Annotated in this window: 18 protein-coding genes and 1 riboswitch; of the genes, 14 read left to right on the forward strand and 4 right to left on the reverse strand. The window is 40.7% G+C overall.

Annotated features, from left to right (window positions below):
• Positions 1-119 precede the first annotated feature (119 nt).
• The 8 genes from nikA (at position 120) to ABC374_RS01255 (ending at position 7,843) form a co-directional block, all read left to right on the forward strand.
• Positions 120-1,745: a nickel ABC transporter substrate-binding protein gene (gene nikA, locus ABC374_RS01220; RefSeq protein ID WP_413015339.1), complete on the forward strand. Its 1,626-nt coding sequence runs from the start codon at positions 120-122 to the stop codon at positions 1,743-1,745.
• Positions 1,746-1,762: 17 nt separating this feature from the next.
• On the forward strand, positions 1,763-2,707 hold the full coding sequence (gene nikB, locus ABC374_RS01225) for a nickel ABC transporter permease subunit NikB (RefSeq protein WP_413015341.1): 945 nt from the start codon (positions 1,763-1,765) through the stop codon (positions 2,705-2,707).
• Complete coding sequence (gene nikC, locus ABC374_RS01230) at positions 2,704-3,534, forward strand: nickel ABC transporter permease subunit NikC (RefSeq protein ID WP_413015343.1); 831 nt, start codon at positions 2,704-2,706, stop codon at positions 3,532-3,534. The genes nikB and nikC overlap by 4 nt, the downstream gene beginning before the upstream one ends.
• A gap of 18 nt (positions 3,535-3,552) precedes the next feature.
• A complete protein-coding gene (gene nikD, locus ABC374_RS01235; protein ID WP_350301177.1) occupies positions 3,553-4,380 on the forward strand; it encodes a nickel import ATP-binding protein NikD in 828 nt (275 codons plus the stop codon).
• Between the two features lie 33 nt (positions 4,381-4,413).
• Complete coding sequence (nikE, locus tag ABC374_RS01240) at positions 4,414-5,229, forward strand: nickel import ATP-binding protein NikE (RefSeq protein WP_413015345.1); 816 nt, start codon at positions 4,414-4,416, stop codon at positions 5,227-5,229.
• Between the two features lie 397 nt (positions 5,230-5,626).
• Positions 5,627-6,403, forward strand: a complete 777-nt coding sequence (locus tag ABC374_RS01245) for a transporter substrate-binding domain-containing protein (RefSeq protein WP_352925014.1) — start codon at positions 5,627-5,629, stop codon at positions 6,401-6,403.
• Positions 6,404-6,467: 64 nt separating this feature from the next.
• Entirely contained in the window at positions 6,468-7,112 is a 645-nt protein-coding gene (locus ABC374_RS01250) for an amino acid ABC transporter permease (RefSeq protein WP_076370951.1), read from the forward strand.
• Positions 7,109-7,843: an amino acid ABC transporter ATP-binding protein gene (locus tag ABC374_RS01255; RefSeq protein ID WP_101224851.1), complete on the forward strand. Its 735-nt coding sequence runs from the start codon at positions 7,109-7,111 to the stop codon at positions 7,841-7,843. Before ABC374_RS01250 ends, ABC374_RS01255 begins: the two co-directional genes overlap by 4 nt.
• Positions 7,844-8,074: 231 nt before the next feature.
• Here ABC374_RS01255 and ABC374_RS01260 read toward each other — a convergent pair whose 3' ends face one another.
• Complete coding sequence (locus tag ABC374_RS01260; protein WP_413015349.1) at positions 8,075-10,582, reverse strand: NEW3 domain-containing protein; 2,508 nt, start codon at positions 10,580-10,582, stop codon at positions 8,075-8,077.
• A 254-nt stretch (positions 10,583-10,836) separates the two neighbouring features.
• Here ABC374_RS01260 and ABC374_RS01265 point away from each other — a divergent pair, with 254 nt between their 5' ends.
• From ABC374_RS01265 to ABC374_RS01290, 6 genes are all read left to right on the forward strand, one after another.
• Positions 10,837-12,063, forward strand: coding sequence for an ROK family transcriptional regulator (locus tag ABC374_RS01265; RefSeq protein WP_413015351.1), 1,227 nt, complete (start codon positions 10,837-10,839; stop codon positions 12,061-12,063).
• The gene (locus ABC374_RS01270) at positions 12,063-13,154 is read left to right on the forward strand and encodes an extracellular solute-binding protein (RefSeq protein WP_413015353.1); all 1,092 of its coding nucleotides are present in this window, start codon (positions 12,063-12,065) and stop codon (positions 13,152-13,154) included. The genes ABC374_RS01265 and ABC374_RS01270 overlap by 1 nt, the downstream gene beginning before the upstream one ends.
• Positions 13,155-13,169: 15 nt before the next feature.
• Entirely contained in the window at positions 13,170-14,282 is a 1,113-nt protein-coding gene (locus tag ABC374_RS01275) for an ABC transporter ATP-binding protein (RefSeq protein ID WP_413015355.1), read from the forward strand.
• Positions 14,279-15,967, forward strand: coding sequence for an ABC transporter permease (locus tag ABC374_RS01280; protein WP_413015357.1), 1,689 nt, complete (start codon positions 14,279-14,281; stop codon positions 15,965-15,967). Before ABC374_RS01275 ends, ABC374_RS01280 begins: the two co-directional genes overlap by 4 nt.
• A gap of 15 nt (positions 15,968-15,982) precedes the next feature.
• Positions 15,983-17,467: an argininosuccinate lyase gene (gene argH / locus ABC374_RS01285; RefSeq protein ID WP_413015359.1), complete on the forward strand. Its 1,485-nt coding sequence runs from the start codon at positions 15,983-15,985 to the stop codon at positions 17,465-17,467.
• Between the two features lie 261 nt (positions 17,468-17,728).
• A complete protein-coding gene (locus tag ABC374_RS01290; RefSeq protein WP_413015361.1) occupies positions 17,729-17,935 on the forward strand; it encodes a hypothetical protein in 207 nt (68 codons plus the stop codon).
• 124 nt (positions 17,936-18,059) lie between these two features.
• Here the strand turns inward: ABC374_RS01290 and ABC374_RS01295 are convergent, their stop codons facing one another.
• From ABC374_RS01295 to ABC374_RS01305, 3 genes are all read right to left on the reverse strand, one after another.
• The gene (locus ABC374_RS01295; RefSeq protein ID WP_413015363.1) at positions 18,060-19,538 is read right to left on the reverse strand and encodes a sodium:solute symporter family protein; all 1,479 of its coding nucleotides are present in this window, start codon (positions 19,536-19,538) and stop codon (positions 18,060-18,062) included.
• On the reverse strand, positions 19,535-19,735 hold the full coding sequence (locus ABC374_RS01300) for a DUF3311 domain-containing protein (RefSeq protein ID WP_048685209.1): 201 nt from the start codon (positions 19,733-19,735) through the stop codon (positions 19,535-19,537). The genes ABC374_RS01295 and ABC374_RS01300 overlap by 4 nt, the downstream gene beginning before the upstream one ends.
• A gap of 277 nt (positions 19,736-20,012) precedes the next feature.
• Positions 20,013-21,353 carry an amino acid permease gene (locus ABC374_RS01305; protein ID WP_413015365.1) on the reverse strand — a complete coding sequence of 447 codons (1,341 nt, stop codon included), beginning with the start codon at positions 21,351-21,353 and terminating at the stop codon, positions 20,013-20,015.
• Between the two features lie 208 nt (positions 21,354-21,561).
• Positions 21,562-21,640: riboswitch (glycine riboswitch) on the reverse strand.
• Positions 21,641-21,776: the final 136 nt, after the last annotated feature.

Raw genomic sequence — 21,776 nt, forward strand, 5'->3', positions numbered from 1 at the left:
TATGTTTCTAACAAAACATATTTATATCTTTCAAGAATTTCGACATTATATTGACAATAATATAGTTACTCATTAGAATTGAAAATGATTCTCAATATGGTACTGGAGGCACCAATGTTATGTCAAAAAGAAGAAAAAGCAAACAAGTGTTATTTATATCCGCAATCGTTTTAATTTTATCAACGCTTTTACTTGGATGTACAAATGAATCAAAAGAAAATTCAACTTCAAATAAAGACAGTAAAGACATGCTTACTTTGGCTTGGCCAAGGGATATAGGTGAAATGAATCCGCATGTTTATAATCCTTCTCAATTATTCGCTACATCAATGATATATGAACCTTTGGTTAGCTACCAAGATGGAGGAGAGCTGAAGCCGCATTTGGCTGAATCTTGGGAAATTTCCAAGGATGGGAAGGAATATACGTTCAACCTCCGTCAAGATGTGAAATTTTCTGACGGTACGAGCTTTAATGCTGAAATTGTGAAAAAGAACTTTGATACTATATTGAAAAATGTTGATTTACATAGTTGGTTGGGCTTTATTCCGAAAGTGGATCAAACGGAAGTAATTGACCAAAACACGTTTAAACTAACATTAAAGGAGCCATATTATCCTACTATTCAAGAGTTAGCCGTTGTTCGTCCAGTCCGTTTCTTAGGTGATGCTGGGTTCCCTAAAGATGGTGACACTTCTAAAGGTGTTACAAAACCAATCGGTACAGGCCCGTGGATTTTGGAAGAATATAAAGCAGATGAATATGCTATTTTCAAACGCAATGAAAATTATTGGGGTGAACTCCCTAAAGTAAAGAAAATCAAAGTCAAGATCATTCCTGATGCTGAAACCCGAGTTCTTGCTTTTGAAAAAGGTGACCTAGACCTTATTTATGGTGAAGGCGTTATCAGTCTAGATGCTTTCAAACAATTAGAAACAACAGGAACCTATGAGACTAGTATTTCTGATCCGGTTGCGACAAGACAACTAGTTATGAATACGAAGAAAGAACAACTTTCAGATTTACGTGTTCGTCAAGCGTTACAATATGGATTTAATAAAAAAGCAATGGTTGACGGAGTTACTTCTGGGTTGGAAGAGAAGGCAGATTTCATTTTACCGACAAACTTCCCGTATACTTCAGACATTGATGTAACAGCGATTGATTATAATGTCGAAAAAGCAAAAGCTTTATTAGATGAAGCGGGATGGAAGCTTCCAAAAGGAAAAAACGTTCGTGAGAAGGACGGAAAACCGCTTGAAATCGAGTTAATGTACGACTCTGCAGAATCGATTCAAAAAGCAATGGCCGAAACATTACAATCTGAGTGGGCGGCACTAGGTGTTAAATTAAATATCGTTGGAGTTGAGCTTACGGTACAAATTGAAAGATTTAAAGCTAATGATTTTGAATTGAATTTCTTTAGTAACTATGGCGCTCCATATGATCCACATACTTTCGTAAACATCGTTGGTTCAGAAGGATTTGGTTTTAACGAAGCCATTTCATCTTATCCGAACAGAGATAAGTTGTTAAAACAAATTGCAGATGTTCCTGGAACAACAGATGAAAAAGAACGCAAAGAACTTTACTCAACTATTTTGGAATCACTGCAAGACCAAGGAGCGATTGTGCCTATTTCTTATATTAAGAAAATAGCTGTTTACCAAAAAGATGTATCTAATTTTACATTCCCTGCTAACCGGGATGAACATCCATTCACAGGAATTAGCATCGAGAAGTAAGTTACAGGAGGGTTTTCATGGGCACTTATATCTTGAAACGAATTATGGCCATTATTCCCATCTTTCTTTTGGCCACTCTTCTAACGTTTGGAATGATTCACCTTTCACCCGTGGACCCAGCTGAGGCATATTTATCTGCAGCACATATCCAATCTACAGATGAGATATTGGCTCAGAAAAGACATGAGTTTGGCTTAGATCAACCCCTCCATGTTCAATATGTAAACTCTATTATTAAGATATGCCAATTTGATTTTGGCATATCTTATCTTTCGAATAAACCTGTTTGGGACGAGGTTACATATCGAATGCCAGCGACCATTCAGTTAGCATTAGGTAGCATCATATTAGCTATCCTGGTCAGTGTCCCTCTTGGATTTTTGGCAGGCATAAAGAAAAACAGTGTTATTGACCATTTTAGTCGCCTTCTCTCTTTTTTCGGGGCATCCATCCCCTCTTTTTGGCTTGGTTATTTATTGATTTTTTTCTTTTCTGTTAAACTCGACCTGTTCCCTGTTGAAGGAATCGGGACTTGGCAACATCTGGTTCTCCCTTCCGTTACTTTAGCTTTGCCATTAATAGCCTTGTATACTCGATTGTTACGTGCTAGCGTTCTTGAAAATTTACAGGAACCTTATATCCTTTTTGCTCGCACAAGAGGGATTCATGAAAAAGTCATTATGGGAAAACATGTATTGAGAATAGCCATATCTCCTATGATTACTGGTCTAGGGATGAATTTAGGAAAGCTGCTGACTGGAACCATTATCGTCGAAGCGGTCTTTTCCTGGCCAGGATTTGGTCGTTATTTTATCGAAGCTATTTTTAATCGGGATGTTCCGGTCATTCAATGCTATGTGCTTTTAGCAGCGGGACTATTCATTTTTAGCAACTTGATTGTTGACCTTATTCAAATGTGTATCGACCCACGCATCTCCAAAAAAGGAGGGCAACGTCAATGATAACAAGTCTTCGTATTATGATGAAAAGTCAGAAAGTGATTGTCCTTTGTTCGATAATATTGAGCTTTCTATTTATCATTACCATCTTGGCTCCTTGGATTGCACCTAATGATCCTATTGCTGTCAATTTAGCTAATAAACTACAGCCCTCTTCCTTTGAGTATCCATTGGGAACCGATCATTTAGGAAGATGTACGTTATCACGCATCTTATATGGAGCTCGCATTTCGTTAGGATTTGCCACATTAATCTTTATCTCATCTTTAGGCATCGGCTTGATTGTTGGAACCATTGCTGGTTATAAAGGTGGATGGGTGGACCAGGTGCTAATGAGACTTTGTGATGGTGTTATGGCATTTCCGAATCTTTTGCTCATCCTTGGACTTGTTGGTATTTTGGGACCTGGCCTTAAACAGGTCATCTTAGCATTGATGTTTGTGCAATGGGTGTATTATGCGAGAATTTTCCGAGGAATGGTACTTAGTCTGAAAGAACAAAACTATATAACGGCAGCTAAAATAAGCGGTTCTTCTCAATGGAAGATAATAAAGAAACATATCGTTCCAAATGTTCTTCCGCCGCTCGCTGTTATGGGTACATTAGAAATGGGTTGGGCCATCATGGATATATCGGCCATGTCGTTTCTAGGTTTAGGTGTGCAACCCCCTACACCAGAATGGGGAGCAATGATTCATGAAGGGAAATCGTATATTCGGACGAATCCAGAATTAATGCTATATCCAGGTTTGATGATTATGCTCGTTGTCGTCACCTTCAATTTATTAGGCGAAGCGCTATCAGAACGTTTTGGAGTCAAACGTCGTTAATAAAAAGGAATGAGAAGATTGGGAACAGAACGGTCGAATGTATTAAAAGTGAGCGATCTACATGTACAAGTAAAAACAAAAGATGGTGCTTCCACCCTCGTTCAGGATATTAATTTTGAACTGGAAAAAGGGAAGGTACTGGGGCTTGTTGGGGAAAGTGGGAGTGGTAAAACCGTTACGAGTATGTCCATTCTACAGCTTCTTGATCGGAGAACAACGACCATTGAAGGTAGCATTACCCTCCAAGGACGAGAATTGAATGGTTTAGACGATAAAGAAATACGTGAAATTCGCGGCAAGGATATTGCCTTTATTATGCAAAATCCGATGAATGCATTTACGCCTGTTTTTACAATTGGCAATCAATTTATCGAAACGATTAGGTCTCATACCTCATTGAATAAAAAACAAGCAAAAGAGCTTGCCATCGATGCGATGCAAAATGTAAACCTGCCAGATCCCGCGAAACTATTAAAAAGCTACCCTTTTCAATTGAGTGGAGGTATGCTTCAACGCGTGATGATTGCGATGGCTGCTTGTTTAAATCCTACCGTTATTATTGCTGATGAGCCGACAACTGCACTCGACGTTCATAACCAATTACAAGTACTTCGCCACTTGGATAAAATTCGTTCTGAATATGGAACATCCATTTTACTCATTTCTCATGATTTAGGAGTCATTTCTGAAATGGCAGATGATGTAGTCGTTATGCAACATGGCAGAATTGTAGAAACTGCAAATGTATTTGAATTATTTGATAATCCGCAGCATGAGTATACAAAGAAACTGCTAAATGCCCGCCTTATCTTAAACCATGAAGAACCTATCACCCATATGTTGTGATATATAGATTGCATTCTTTTGAGGGGTGAACAAATGAGTTTATTACAAGTAAAAGAAGTAACTCATAGCTATAATTCTCATGCGTTTTTTAAATGGAAAGAGCATTCTAAAAAAGTACTCACTGACATTTCCCTCTCTATAGACGAAGGAACATGTTTAGGACTACTTGGCACGAGTGGAGCTGGAAAAAGTACATTAGGAAAAGTGATCCTTGGCTTAGAACGTCCACAGCAAGGACAGGTTCTGTTTCAAGGGCATGATATCTATACGGCTGATAAGCTTACTCGACAAAAGATACGCCGAGATCTACAAGTCGTCTTTCAGGATTCGTATTCATCTGTCAATCCACGAATGACAGCCGAGAGTATTATAGGCGAGCCATTAGGAAACTATGAAAAACTAACCGTAGCCGAACAAAAAAGAACGGTTATTGAGTTATTGGAAAGAGTGGGCCTAAGTGAAAAGGATTTGAAAAAATACCCACACCAATTTAGCGGTGGACAATTGCAAAGAATTAATATTGCTAGAGCAATCTCTCTTAAGCCACTGCTAATCGTCTTAGACGAATCCGTAAGCAGTCTGGATATGGTTAATCAAACACTAATTTTAGAATTATTAAGTGAGTTGAAAAAAGACTTCGGCTTATCTTATCTTTTTATTACACATGATATTAAAGCGGCCTATTCAATCTCTGATACTTTGGGTGTACTGGAAAAAGGAGAAATAATCGAGCTTTACGATTCTAAGGATCAGTTTTTTTCGTCAGAACATCCTGTCATTAAACAAATGAGAGGCTCTATCCTTGCTGAGCATCCACGTTTTCGTTCTCTTCCGACGAGGACTAACTAGACCTAGTCTAGAATCTATATTTATTGATTAGAAGGCCTCGATTTCAGTTTGTTAATCGAGGCTCTTTTTTATATTTCTTCTGAAGAACATATTGGAGGGCCTAAAATCGATAATCAAGCTTCCAATGATCTTAAAGGGTTGTCTCCTAATGGGGGTTTCAAAACTGAATCTGGTAAAAAACAACTTTAAAGGCATGATCGGCTGTTTTTATAGTGAAGGATTCCATATCCTTTTTATTTTCCATCACTGAAACAATATTAGGAAAAACATCCATAAAAATTATTTGGAGAAAATAATATTTATTCTAAAAATTCATATTATAATACTTTGTTCTTATGCTATATTATAGGGAGAATTATTTATTATCACGTATAATTTAAGAATTGGAGTGATTTGAATGAAGAAACTTGGTTTACTTAGTATGTTTTTGATTCTAACTATCTTTATCTCGGCTTGTGGCACCAATGAAGAAAAAAATGCAGGTGAGGAAAAGAAACCTGAAAAGGTATATAAAGTTGGTGTGGATACGACTTATCCTCCTTTTGAATTTAAAGAGGGGAACGAATATAAAGGCATTGATATTGAATTGATCAATGCAATCGCAAAAGACCAGGATTTTAAAATCAAATTGTCTCCAATGGATTTCGGCGGAATCATCCCGGCTATGCAAGCCAATCAGCTTGATGTGGCCATTGCGGGAATGAGCATTACAGAGGAAAGAAAAAAGGTAGTGGATTTCTCAACACCGTATTTTGATGCAGGATTAACGATAGTTGTTAAAAAAGAGAATACAAGTACTAAAACTGTTAAAGATCTTAAAGGAAAAACCATAGCAGTGAAAAAAGGGACAACCGGTGCTAAATATGCACAGGATAATGCTACGAAACTAGGAATTAAAGTTGTTCAATTCAATGATAGTCCAGCGATGTTCCAGGAAGTGGCCAACGGCAACGCCGATGCCCTTATAGAAGATTACCCGGTTATCTCCTATGCGATCGCCCAAAAAGATCTTGGGTTGAAAATCGTAGGTGACCGTTTGAATGGTGACCAATATGGAATTGCTGTATTGAAAGGGCAAAACGGGGATTTATTGAAGAAAATAAATGATGGTCTTGCCAATCTTAAAAAAGACGGCACGTATGATGAAATTATAAAAACGTATCTTGGTGAATAAACAATAGATTAAAGCTCAATAAGCGCGCTTATGGCGCGCTTTCTTTTTCAAAGGGGTGAAAGAAATGGATATAATTGTTGCGGCATTGCCTATTTTATTAAAAGGACTTCAGGTGACACTTTATATCTTTGTGATTGCCATTATCCTAGGTTTTTTGATTGGTTTACTTGTCGCATTGCTGCGACTTGCCCCCATCAAAATCTTGAACTGGATTGCAAAGGTTTATGTGGACGCGATACGAGGGACACCGTTCATCGTTCAGTTATTTTTTATCTATTTTGGTGTGAATTCACTGAATTTGATTTCTTTGGACAGTACAACAGCTGGTATAATTACCGTTGCAATCAATGCAGGGGCATATTTTGCTGAAATAATAAGGGCAGGGATACAATCCATTGATAAAGGACAAACGGAAGCGGCAAGATCCATCGGGTTCACTGGAACTCAAACAATGAGATATGTCGTGCTTCCGCAAGCCTTCAGGAGGATGCTCCCTACCATTACGAACCAATCGATCATCAGCTTGAAAGACACTTCTCTATTATCGGTCATTGGTATAGCCGATTTAACCCAGCAAGGTCAGATTCAGGCTTCGGCAACCTTTGAAGCATTCAAGATTTGGCTGGCAGTTGGTGTGATCTACTTTATCATCATCTATTTGTTAACCCTAATTGCTAATTTCATAGAAAGGAGGGTACAAGTTCGATGAGCATCATTACTGTAAAAAACCTGAGAAAATCATTTGGAACTGTCGAGGTTTTAAAAGATATCAACGCAGAAGTCCAGGAAAAGGAAGTAATTTGCGTAATAGGCCCTTCTGGATCTGGAAAGAGTACCTTCCTTCGTTGCCTGAATCTCCTTGAGGAAGTTACGGGCGGTGAGGTGGTCATTAACGGACATGATATAACCGATCCTAAAAGGAAAATCAATATAAACAAAGTCCGGCAAGAAGTTGGAATGGTTTTTCAACATTTCAATCTATTTCCTCATAAAACCGTTTTGGAGAACATAACCTTGGGTCCTATTAAAATTCGTGCCACCGATAAAGCAGAAGCGAGAAGGTTAGCGCTTGAGTTATTGGATAAGGTTGGTCTAAAGGAAAAAGCAAATAGCTATCCAGGGGAACTTTCCGGCGGACAAAAACAGCGGGTCGCAATCGCAAGGGCATTGGCGATGAATCCGAAGATCATGCTATTTGATGAACCGACTTCGGCCCTTGACCCTGAAATGGTCGGCGATGTTTTGGAGGTAATGAAACAACTTGCAAAAGAAGGCATGACAATGGTCGTTGTTACGCATGAAATGGGCTTTGCCCGGGAAGTCGGGGACCGGGTGATATTCATGGATGGAGGGTATATCGTGGAAGAAAATGAGCCGAATGAATTATTCGGTAACCCTCAGCACGAAAGAACGAAAGCATTCTTGAGCAAAGTGCTTTAACTGGATGTCTATAAAAGATCATGGTTAATCATGAATGAAGTTGTGCATAAAGTGTGGACAAAGGAATGCGGGAAATGAGGGGAAACCCAAACGCATGAGCCTTTCCCTCGACTTTGTGCATAACTTTTTTGGTTTTTAGAGCAGGAATCGGTCAGGCGATGGCTTCAATTGGCAAACATCAAAAAAAGAAGAAACCTATGCATTCTACACATGCATAGGTTTCTTCTTTATTTACTTGGTACCGTAACTAATCAAGTTCGTCATGATTCGATATCCGCCTGGAACCTGTCCTTGAATTTGCCTGTATAGCACAAGGTTAGTGTAGAGGTAGGTGCCATTACCGTATTTGGACATGAGGATTCCGCCATCAAATGGTTCTTCATTTGGATCAGCCATGGAAATGAATGTCTCATACCGTTCATCCCATTCCATTGGGAAATACAATCCTCTTTCTTGGACCCAATTGCTCCAGTCATTGCTTGTTATTTTATTTGGATAGTTAAAAAGCGCTGATTCTGGTTTCGACACGTTTACCGTGGCTTTTTCATCGGTTACCCGCCAGCGAATGGAAGGATTCCCGAGGGTAAGAGGATATGGAGCAGTCTTCATGGCATCCCAACCATCACCCGGTTTATGGTATTGCACGACGAGATGACCGCCGTTTTCCACATATTCAAGTAAGCGCGCGTTATTTGCCTTTAAATCTTCCCTTGATAGATAGGCACGGATGCCTGTAACGATCGTATCATATTGACTTAAATCACCTTCAGCTAAATCAGCTGCAGTTAACTTCGTAATGTTCAGCCCTGCATTGCTTAAGTAATCTGCCACTTTATCGAATCCGCTTTCAATGTACCCCACTTTTAATGAAGCTGGCTTCAAAAGCTCGAATGCAACGGTATTGATAGCTGCTGGGTATTGGTAATAGAATGTTCCGATATGGTCATAGGAAATTTCCTGAATGGTCGAATCAAAGGTTTTCCCATTGACAGTAGCAGCTGCCTTCACCTGATATTCACCATTTTGTATTGTCTTCGGTGGTCTGAGGGTGAACTTCACTTGTTTTTCTTCTGATTTTTCTTTAAATGATACAGTGGCATTTTGGGGATGAACTCCCCAATTTTCAGGGACTTTTAAAGCGACCTTTGCCGATGCTTTTCCTTCTGTATAGTTTTTCAAGGTTACCGTCACTGGGACTTCCTCTTTTACATCTGCTGTATTTACGACGATATCTTCAGGAGATAGGGTAAGGCCAACGTCGGGAAGGACAGCGATCGTTCCATCCACTTCCTCCTTGATGGAAGTTTTTGTGCTGCCGTATTTATAAGAAATGCTGGTCGTAATGGTTGATTGATCATAGGCATGGTAATAGGCTGCATCTTCAGGGACTTCAACCAGATAGGTCATTGTCGCTGATTTATTTGGTGCCAGATTGACATCTTTAGCTTTTGTTTTGGTCTTCCATCCTTTAGGCACGTTCAATGCTGCAGAGACTTTTTTCAAGGTTTGTTTCCCGTTATTCTTCACGGTTACGGTTACGTGCGTTTTTTGACCTTTCGTCAGGATCTTTGAAGCTGCTTTAGCTTGAACTTCGAGTCCTGAGGAGACATAACTGACGTTTTGCAATTGCTCTTCTTTTAATGAGAGCTTATGAAGCAAGTCGTTCTTAATGGCAGGGCTTAGCTTTGCCTTTTTGACTTGCGCAGTAATTGAACGAACATTGGAGAGAGCATTTTGGGATATTGAAAAAACACGTTTTTCATTTGGATAAGCCGCAATAACAGCGTCCAAATTCCGTTGCAGGTATTTAAATTCACCTTTTAATTTTGAAGCTGAGCGGGGGAGTTTTTCAGCCCATTCAGTAAAATTGTAAGGTACACCTGCAAAAAGGTCCGACTGGTTTTTTGTATCAACGGCGCTTTGCTTCAAATCCAGATGAATCTGGCGGGGTGCTGCCGGGATATCAGAACCCATGCCTTGGCTTTTATGCAGATAGCGGGATTGTTCTCCAAGCTGTGGGTAAGTCATATTGTATATTGGGTCATATTCACCGATTTCAATCGAAGTGGTTGCTTGATCTGCCGAGGAAACGGGCAAATATAACTTTTTCACTTGCCATACCGATAGCCCTTGTTTCAATTGTTGCGGAAACACAGTTGGGTCGGCCGCATCCTTAAAGGCACGTTCACTTAAGATTGTCATTGTTCGATGATGTCCATGCTGGGTAGCATCATTTTGAAAGGATGGCATCAATATATCCGGCTGATACGTCCGAATAAAGCGGATAAGCCGTTCATAGGTGAGTTCTTCGCCCCATTTTTCTAATGTTTCCTCTGGTGTTTTAGAGAAGCCGAAATCATAAATGGGATCTGAGGTAGTTTCACTTAGATGATAGGCCTTAACCCCTGTGATTTTCGCAGCTTCAATCATTTCCCTCGAACGGATGATTCCAAGAGCATTGTCCAGTTCATCCCCAATTTCATTTTGTCCGCCTTCACCTCGGTTTGCAATCAGGCTGGATGTCTTCACCCCTAACCCTCTCGATAGATAAGCGAGAAAGTCACTGCGTTCATCATCTGGATGGGCACCGCTGTTCAAGAATGTCACGGTCGTCTCGAGCGGCTTGACCGCATTCCATAACTCAACGTTGGCTTCCTCAGGATTTGCAGCGCTACCTCCAAGCGGCAATAATGCAAGAACCAACAAAAGGGAAAGCAGCGATAACAGAGCTTTTTTCATTAATTTTTTAACCCCCTTCAACTTTATAAGACACCTAAAAAAATGTAGGTTAGTAATATTTTCTAACTAACCAGACGAAAAAACTTATCTAATAAATAGCATTAATGGTTATAAATGTAAATGATTCGAAGTAACTATTAAAAATTGAACATTTTAAATGTTTCGAAAAATATCTTGTGCGTTGAAAATATTTAAGTTATATTTTTACTTAATTAGTAAGATTTACTAACTAAATGATGTAAGGCCGTGATGTGATGAGTTTTAAAAGAACACCCAGTCATCAAAAATATGTCAATAAAAAAAGAATCATTCAATGCATCCAGGAATGTTCGCCCATTTCAAGAGCTGAAATCGCCGTTAAGCTTCAGCTAAGTAAACCAACTGTTTCTCTGGCTGTGGATGAACTTATAAGGGAGAAATGGGTATTTGAAAAAGGAATAGGAGAATCCTCCTCTCAAGGCGGGAGAAGGCCCATCCAGCTCTTTTTTAATGAAAAGGCTGCCTATATCATTGGGGTCGATATAGGCGGGACGAAAGTGAAAATCATTTTAAGTGATTTAAGCGGCAACATTCTTGCCGACACTAGTTTTTCAACAAACACTTATTTACATTCAGGACTTCTTAAACAAATGGCGATTGAAACGGAACGGTTAATTGCAAAGAACCAGATTGCGAAAGGCAGGATATTGGGAATGGGAGTCGGGATTCCTGGTATAACGCAAACGGCAAGCGGATTAGTAATAGAGGCACCGAGTTTAGGCTGGGTACAATATCCGTTCATAGCCGAAGCGAAGCGGTATTTTGATTTCCCGATTTTTCTGGACAATGATGTAAACGCGGCTGCATTAGGTGAACAGTGGCTGGGTAATGCACAAAATAAGCGGAATTTGCTGTTCATTGCGGTTGGCACGGGGATAGGAAGCGGTATTATCTTGAATAACCAGTTATACAGAGGGGCTTCCAGTGCAGCTGGGGAAATGGGATATATGGTAACGGACAAAGAGGATATGAAGCGTGAATTCAAGCCGATTTTCAATAGATACGGTTATTTGGAAAGTGTCGCAGGAGGAAAGTCGATAGGCAGTCATTTTACAAGGGAGGTTCTCAAGGATCCTCTTCATCTTTTATTCGAACGGGCCAAATCTTCCGAACTATCGGGGGAGGATGCCTTTTTGTCAGCAAAAAAAGGAGACACGACTGCAATGGCCGTCATAAATGAAGCCATCGAACATTTAGCTTGCGGAATTGTCAATGCGGCTAGTTTGCTAAATCCAGAAGTGATCATTTTAGGAGGTGGTGTATTAAATTCATCTGAATACATTTTACCTAGAATTCAGGAGGTCGTTGATCGATATCTTCCAAGTTTAGTAGAATTGAAAACTTCACAACTTGGAGAAAACGCAGGAGTACTAGGAGCGGTTTCCTTATTCTTAAGGGAGCATGATGGCATTTTGAATTTTCGGGATGAGGGGGAGTATTAATGAAAAATAGGAAAAAGTCGCTTGTTTCAGTAATGGCCTTATCGGCAGCACTATTGATTTCGGGATGTAACGGTACAGATACGAAAACGAATTCGGATGCTGGCGGTGCCAAGGGAAAAAAGGGTGATCTGGAAGATAAAATCGTTGTTTATTCACCGCATGGCAAAGATATTTTATCTAAATTCGAAAAGCAGTTCGAAGATGAGTATGGTATTGATGTTGAGTGGCTTGATATGGGGTCCCAGGAAATCCTTGACCGCGTTCGATCAGAGAAAAGTAATCCGCAGGCAGACGTTTGGTGGGGGGCACCTTCCACGAACTTCAATCAAGCAAAGGGTGATGGGCTGCTGGCTTCTTATAAGCCTAGCTATTCCGATAGTCTCGATGAAGGATTCCACGATCCGGAATGGTATTGGACGGGAACGAGCCAGACACCGGAAGTCATCATGTATAACAGCAAAGAACTATCAAAAGACGAGGTACCGAAAGATTGGGATGAGCTGCTTGATCCGAAGTGGAAAGATGAAATCATCATCCGCTATCCGCTAGCCTCCGGAACGATGAGGACAATTTTTTCTGCTATGATCTATCGGACGTATAAGGATACAAATGATCCAAAAGAAGGGTATGACTGGTTAAAGAAGCTCGACCAAAACACAAAGGAATATTCAGCAAACCCGGAAATGATGTATAACAAGGTAGCCAAAGGAGAGGGCTCACTTTCCGTTTGGGCAATGCCGGATGTTGTCATGCTGAAGGAAAATAAAAATTATCCGTTTGAGTTTGTCATTCCGGAAAGCGGAACACCTGTATTGACAGAAGGTATCGCCATCGTTGAAGGAGCCAAGCATCCAAAAGCGGCTGAAGCCTTTTATGAGTTCGTGAATTCACCAGAAGCCGCAAAAACATTGGCAGAAGAATTTTACAGAATTCCGACCAGAAGTGATGTGAAGGATTTACCTGAATGGATCACGGAAACGGAAATTAAAGCGATGAATATTGATTGGAATGCATTCGAGGAAAAAGGTGACGAGTGGATGAAATACTGGGACGAAAATATTAAAAGTGGAGATAAAGAAATTAAAGAATAAGGAAGTGTCGTTGGGATGGCGTCAATAAAAATAGAGAATGTCCAAAAAGCCTTCGGGAAAACGATAGCTGTTGACCATTTAAATCTGGACATCAAAGAAGGGGAGTTTTTTACCTTTCTTGGTCCAAGCGGCTGCGGTAAAACGACAACGCTTCGGATGATTGCCGGTTTTTATTATCCAACAAAAGGTGTCGTCCGATTTGGCGACAAAGATATGACGCGTGTACCTCCGGAGAAAAGAAATACAGGCATGGTTTTTCAAAACTATGCCCTCTTTCCCCACATGACTGTTTTTGAAAATGTAGCGTTTGGCTTGCGTGTGAGAAAGGTTTCTTCTGCTGACTTAAAGAGGAGAGTGCTGGATGCCCTCCAAAAGGTCAGGCTGGAGAGCTACTCGAATCGTCAAGTGAGCCAGTTAAGCGGAGGGCAGCAGCAGCGGGTGGCCCTTGCGAGAGCACTGGTCATTGAACCGGAAATATTACTGCTGGATGAACCATTAAGTAATCTGGATGCCAAGCTTCGTGATGAAATGAGAGTGGAAATCTTAAGGCTGCAGCGTGATTATAAGATTACCACCATTTATGTCACGCATGATCAAGCTGAGGCATTATCCATGAGTGATAGGATAGCTGTGTTCAATTATGGTGTTTGTCACCAGGTCGGGACACCGGCAGAAATTTATAATCGGCCGGCCAATGATTTTGTGGCGAGTTTTATAGGCGAGATTAATCTATTGCCCGTTCAAGTCGAAAAAGTCCAACAAGATAATATAGAGGTTGCCCTTAAAAATAGTGAACAACCGATTAAATTGCATGTACCAAATCAAGCTAGAGAAGGAATTTCGATCTTACAGACTGATGATGACTTTGCTGTTTCGATTCGTCCTGAAGCAATCAGATTTCTGGATGTGACCGAGGAAGGAAAGAATATCTTTAAAGGTAAAATAAATTCCGTCCAATTCTTTGGATCTGTTGTGAATGTCATGGTGGATGTTCAAGACGTGTTACTAAGGGTCGACGTATTTAACACTTATGATTTTGGATACTTTTATCAAGGAAAGGAAGTGTATGTCCAGCTTCCTGAGAAACAGCTGCGTCTTATCCCTGTCATAAGCGGTGATGCGCCATGATTAAAAATCGTGATACGAGATTGACGGTTTGGCTCCTTATACCAGTTGCATTGGTGCTCATAGCTTATGTACTCTACCCATCGTTGAGGACCTTTATAGAAAGTCTGCAAAAAGAAGGAACGATATCCCTTGGAAATTATCAGGACTTCTTCGTACAGGAATCGAAAACGAACTTAGAGGCTCTATGGAATTCTGTTTATATATCCTTATTGAGTGTATTGGTCAGTGCCTTGATTGGCATTCCGCTCGCATTCATTTTTAACCGTTACGATTTTCCCGGCAGAAGCTTCTTTTCATCAGCAGCGATTTTGCCGATTGTCCTTCCATCATTGGTAGGGGTCATGGCCTTTATGTTTTTATATGGAGAATCGGGATTGATTCCAAATGCCATCAAGGACCTGTTTGGTCTCGAGAAGGTTCCATTCAAGATTGGCGGGGTATCGGGAATCCTTATCGTGCATGCCTATACGATGTATGTTTATTTTTATATGACCGTATCCGCTGCAATCAATAAAATAGATCCGTCCCTTGAAGAAGCGGCTTATAACTTAGGTGCAAATAAATTAAAGGTTTTTTGGAAGGTTACATTTCCATTATTGACACCTGCCATCGTTGCCGCTTCTCTACTTGTTTTCATGATATCGATGGCTTCTTTCAGTGCCCCGTTTTTATTAGCTGGCGGATACAGGGTGTTGAGCCTGCAAATTTATTTTTCAAAAATCAATGGTGATATGGAAATTGCCGCTACTCAATCCGTCATTCTATCCATCGTTTCGATTTCATTTCTAGTATTCATGCGTTGGTATCAGAATAGGAAGGATTATCGCATGGCTTCGAAAGGAATTGGCGCACACAGGAGTGAAGTGAAGAACCCGTTTATGAAATGGGTGATGGTCTTAACGGGTATCATCGGCGTAATTATTTTGCTTTTACCGCACTTTACGATTCTATTGCTTTCACTAGTGCCGGATGGAACCTGGACATTTCAAACATATCCAACAGTATTTAATATGGAAAATTACCGGCTTTTGTTTGAAGACCCTAATATCTTCAAACCGTTACGAAATAGTTTACTGATGGCGGTTATTGCTACGTTGGCAAATCTGGTGTTTGGGGTCATAGCGTCCTATGTACTTGTTAAACGGAAATTCGTCGGGAAAAGCTTTGTCGATATTCTAGTCATGATTCCTTGGGCGTTGCCTGCAACGGTCATAGGGATGAACTTGATATTCGCATTCAATGAACCTAGCATTTTTTCCTTTGGTCAAATATTGGTAGGAACATTTTGGATTTTGCCGCTTGCCTATTTCATCAGGCATATTCCGCTCGTTGTCCGTTCGACTAACGCCGTTCTGGAGCAGCTGGATGACTCGATTGAAGAAGCAGCAAGAAACTTGGGGGCAAAGTGGTTTTATACCTTCAGAAAAGTCATATTCCCGATTATTATGCCTGGTGTTTTATCAGGGACATTATTGGCATTTATCGAATCTGTGGGGGAATTCCCGACCTCGGTCCTGTTGTACACAATTTCAAACAGGCCCATATCCATTGAAATCATGAATCAGCTTCGGATGTTCAATATGGGGCAGGCAGCTGCCTATGGGATGATTCAAATCACGCTGATTGTAATCGTTCTCTTTATTTCGAACAAGTTTTTTGGAATCAAAGCGGAAAAAGCTTTATAAATCGGAGGTTCAAAGATGAGCAGGCTTGAAGAATTTATCAAAAATGAAGGTAGTGCCTTTCCCGGAAAAACCTATGCTAGAGAGCTTCTGATGCCTGTTTTTAATGATCAAAGAGATTACTTATTTCATGCAATGTTCGATATTCATCGGGCACATGTCATCATGCTTTCGGAACAAAAGATCATTAAAGAAGAAGAGGCGAAAACCATGCTTGATGGGATTCGGAAAGTGGCTCAAACAGATCTCGCGCAATTGACCTATCAGCCCCAATTCGAGGACTTATTTTTCATGATGGAGGCAAAGGTCGGTGAGGAAATCGGTCATGAGCTTGCAGGAAAGATTCATATCGGCCGCAGTCGTAATGATATGGGCGTTGCGATGTACCGGCTTGTTTTGAGAGGTCATCTGCTTCAATTGATTGGCTATGCAAACCAATTGAGTGAAGCATTCTTGGTGCAGGCTGAAAAACATACAGAAACCTATATTACAGGTTACACGCATACCCAACCGGCTCAGCCGACTACAATGGGACATTACTTTTTAGCCATTTATGATGTGCTTCAAAGGGATATTGGCCGATTATGGGCAGCCTATGAAACGGTTAACCAATCCCCTTTGGGCGCGGCCGCATTAACGACCACCGGTTTTCCAATCAGCCGGAACCGTACTGCTGAACTGCTTGGATTTGATTCGGTGATTGAGAATTCCTATGACTCGATTGGCGGGGCGGATTATTTATTGGAAACCGCAACTGCCATCATGACGTGCATGGTCAATACCGGAAGATGGATTCAAGATTTCCTGCAGCATGTGACAAGGGAGTTTGGAACCTTTCATGTGGCGGACCCTTATGTTCAAGTGAGCAGCATCATGCCGCAAAAAAGAAATCCAGTCTCCATTGAACATTCCCGTTCGATTGCAAGCAGTGCTTATGGTGATGCACTTGCTGCAATGAATATGATCCACAATACACCATTTGGTGATATCGTCGATACGGAAGATGATTTACAGCCGCATTTATATCGGGCTTTTTCGAATGCAGGACGTGTCATGAAACTAATGTATGCCGTCATGTCGACTTTGAAAGTAAATGAAGAACACACAAAGAAAATGGCCGCAAAATCCTGTATAACGGTTACTGAATTAGCGGATACCCTATCAAGAGATTACGACATATCCTTTAGAAAAGCCCACTCCATAGCAAGTACAATTGCAAAACGGTCAATTAGTGAAGGGAAAGAGCTATATGATTGGGACACACAAGAAATCAACAAGATCATCAATGAATTCGTTTCAGTGAACATAGCAGAAGATGAATGGAAAAAAATAATCTCCCCCGAGTATTTTGTGGAAATTAGAAGCATTCAAGGCGGGCCCTCCCCTAAAGAGGTTACGAGAATGATTGTAAATAGAAAACAAAAACTGGAACAAGATTTGCAGGAATACAAGGAAATGGTCAAAGCATTGAATGATGGCAGGAAGGCTTTAGTGGATTATTAAAGGTACGGGGCATAAAGGAAATGAGTCTTAACGCGCATGAAACTCCCGAGTAAAAGCGTGAAATTCGAGTATTTGGCTCGTAAGCATTAGCATTTTACTGAGAAAGCTTCATATTTCATGATATATAGTCATTCTTTATTAGGGTGGCTATTTATTTTGGATTTTTATTGCAACTGAGATATCCCCATTGACAATAAATGTAGATTATTCCCAATAAAAATGCTATTATTTGTAAAATATATAATATGAGGCGGAATGTAAATGTCAAATAGATCTCAGTTCGGTGTTATCCTGATTTTAATAGCTTTCGTAATATCGATTACCTTTTGCTTTAATCCGGAAGCCTTATTAAGAGGTGGATATGACTTAGCTATTGATGGCCTGGTAGTATCCAGAACCTTGATGATTATTTTTTCATTGTATTTATTAGTTAAAATAGGGGATTTGTTTATAAACAGAAAAGATTAATAGTCTAAAATGAGACTTCCTATAATCAATCTTGAGAAAAAGGACATTATGCTTTGGATGTCGATAATAAGGAAGGCTCAGTCTTTTGACTGAGCCTTCCGATGTTTATTATCCAAAATAACCTTCATATATCGTTAACAGATTTAGGTTCCAACTGAACCGCGTGCTTTCTGAAAGCAAGACTTACCGTCATCATCACAATGAAATTGACTGCCAATGCGATGATTCCCACATTCAAATCTTTCGCTGCTTGTGGCAAGGATGGAAACAAGGTCCCTATTGTCGATTGACTGAGTGTAATGCAGATTACGATGGCCAATCCGGTAATGATGCCGGCGATTGCGCCAAATTTATTGATCGGATTGTTCCTTTTCAGACTAAAGAGAAGGGACGGGAAAAGCTGTGTGATGAGACTGTATCCCATAAGAATTAATGCCGACATCGTTTCGCCGCCGTTTAAGGTGAAGTAGACGGCTATAAGGGCAATGACTGGAACAAGGAACTTTGCCAATCGTACAACATGGCGATCGGATACTGCAGGTGCAAATTCCTTATAGACGTTTTTCGCGAGCAGTGTAGCGACGCTCATCAAAAGCATGGATCCCGGCACCAATGCGGTCAACAATCCAGCTCCGCCGATTATGCCTATAAACCATGGATCAAAGGTCTCGATCGAAAGGCGCAGCAATGAGAGGTCTGCATCTGCCCCAACGAGTCCGGGCACTTTCAATATAGCTGTAAACCCAACGAAAAAGACGAATAACAGCATGAGTGTATATAATGGGCTGATAATGGCATTTTTTCGAAATACCTTGCCGCTGCGTGCTGAATAAACAGCGCTGAAAACCTGGGGCCACATATAGAAACCGAATACGAGCAATATTACCGTGGAGATGAACCATGATACGCTAAGTCCCTGATCTGGGAACTTTAGAAAACCAGGCTTGGCCGCATCAATCGCTTCAAACATCGGCTGAAATCCGCCAAAGTAATGAATCGGCAGATAAATCCCCAAAAATCCTATTATGGCGACCATCATGATATCTTTAATGACCGCTGTCCAAACTGATCCGTGTATACCGGAGATCATCACATAAATGGTAAGGCTGATCGCCCCCATCCAAACTGCCTCAGACATAGAGATGGCACCATAAGATGCTTCTGAGACAATGATCCCCAATCCTTTCAGCTGCACGACGATCACTGGAATCATCGACACCACACCGACAAGCGCAGCCAAAATTCCTAAACCGGGACTCTTATATTTGCTTACAAAGAAATCGGATTGAGACATCAGTTTATTTTCCTTGGCATATCTCCAAATTTCCGGCAGGAGCCAATAGGATAATACGTAAGACAAAGTAATGTAAATTAGAACATATAGAGCGGGTGCGCCCTTGCCATAAGCCCAGCCGCTGCCGCCAAGGAAGGAGAAGGTCGTATAGATTTCCCCGGCCATCAGCAGAAAGACGAATATCGCACCAAAACCGCGTCCGCCCACCGTCCATTGTTCCAAGTCCATATCTTTTCCTTTTGAAGAGCGTATGCCTAAAAATATCGATAGAAGTAAAAATGCTAAAATGATTAAGAGAGCAATATTCATTCCTGGTCACCTTCCCGATTCCTGGGATCCAGCTTATACATGATGCCGAGTATGGCAGAGGTAAGGACCACCCACATAGCCATCCAGAACATATTGAAAGGCATCCCTAATACATATGGTTCTATTTTATTAACAAAAGGCAGAAATCCTAGTATGCCTATAAAAGGAACTAGAGTAAGAATATATATAATCTTCATTAAACAACCCCCTCTGTTTTAAATAAAGTGAAACGCCCACCAATGGTGGTTTATTCTTTAATGCCACTGATGGATGGGTGAACCAAACCGGGATGAAAAATTCATACATGACGGAAAAGGTCCGATAATATATATTAGCTTACACTATTTTGATATAAAATTTAATGCAGTTGCCTGATATATTTGAGCAACTGTGCGCAGACAGCCGAACCCTGATATGTTCATAAGACAGATAAAGCCTTGAATTCATATTGAGTTCAAGGCTTTTTTCCTTTAGCTATCTTTTTTTCCGATAGTTATATAGTATCACCAAGAGGATGAACCAGATTGGGGTCAAGAGCAGTGATAGTCGTGTAGCTTCAGCGAATAGCATAACAATAAGGATGAACAGGAATAATCCTAAAATGACGTAATTGACAAAAGGTGTAAAAGGAGCCTTGAAAGTCGATTCGGCTCTTAGGTCAGGCCTTGTTTTCGAATATTTGATATGGGAGATCAAGATAATGCTCCATACCCATATGAAACAGATGGCACTGATGGTCGTCACGACAGTAAATGCCTGTTCCGGTATCAGCTTGCTTAATAATGCCCCTATTGATACAACGATTGTGGATGTTAATAAGGCATTGCCCGGAACAGCCTGTTTATTTAATTTTTCCAGTTTAGCAGGGGCTTCGCCATTCCTGCTTAACGTATAAAGTATTCGGCTCGTTGAAAATAAACCGCTGTTGCATGCAGAAGCAGCGGAAGTCAAAACGACGAAGTTGATGATCCCTGCAGCGACAGGAATGCCGATTAACGCAAAGACCTCTACAAATGGGCTGCTCGTGGCATCCAGTTGTGTCCATGGGTTGACGCAGAGAATGACGAATAGTGCACCAACATAGAAAAGTAAAATCCGGACAGGGATTTTATTGATGGCAGATGGAATGTTCTTTCTCGGGTTTGCCGTTTCTGCTGCGGAAACCCCGACCAATTCGACACCGACAAATGAGAAGACGACCAGTTGTAAAGATAACAGGAATCCGGAAATGCCATTGGGGAACATGCCCCCATGATTCCATAGGTTCGTTAGGGAAACCGTTCCGGTATTGGTATTGAAGCCGATGATCAAAAGGATGATTCCCACGATGATCAAGGCGATGATCGTGATTACTTTAATGATGGCAAACCAGAATTCCAATTCACCAAATAATTTAACGGTCAATAGGTTCAATCCTAAAAGAATGACCAGGCATATTAGAGCCGGAATCCATTGAGGGATATCGAACCAATATTGTATATAGACGCCGACAGCTATGATATCGGCCATTGCGGTCATGATCCAACAGAACCAATATGTCCAACCTGTCACGAAGCCTGCCCATGGACCGACATATTCGGTTGCAAATTCAGTGAATGATGCATACCCTGCATTGGATAAGAGCAATTCACCTAGTGCCCTCATCACAAAAAACAAGGCAATCCCTATTATCAGATAGGAAAATAAAATAGAAGGACCTGCCAATTGTATGGCTTTTCCGGAACCTAAAAATAATCCGGTGCCAATGGTTCCTCCTATTGCAATCAGTTGTACATGTCTATTTTTTAAATCTCTTTTTAATTCTTGTTTAGCCAATTCCTACGCCCCCGTTTTTTTATAGTCTTAGTAGTGAATGAGTTTACCTGCATGGTCTTGGAGAGAGGGACGTGATTTTTTCGTCCAGCTTGCCTTTCCCATTGGTTTTAAAGCTGTTGTTTTTAGTCCAACCACAAAATGGACAATAAAAAAAAGAGATTGGATAATACCAATCTCTTAAAGGGTTCAGAATAACAATTTTATCATTCGTTACTCTTCTGTCCTTTTGCCTGAGATTGTGAATCCTTCGGCGCTGCATCTTGTACAGTCTCTCCAGAAGCTGCTCCTGCTATAGTGTCATCCATAGCATTCATCGCTTGCTTGTATGCGGTTGTGAATAAATGTCGTCAGTGATAATCTACCACTGCTGAATCATTCATTATGCTTATAAAATAATATTGGAATTCTATCATCTATTTTTCG

This window comes from Peribacillus phoenicis, from assembly GCF_047238085.1.
Classification (GTDB): domain Bacteria; phylum Bacillota; class Bacilli; order Bacillales; family DSM-1321; genus Peribacillus.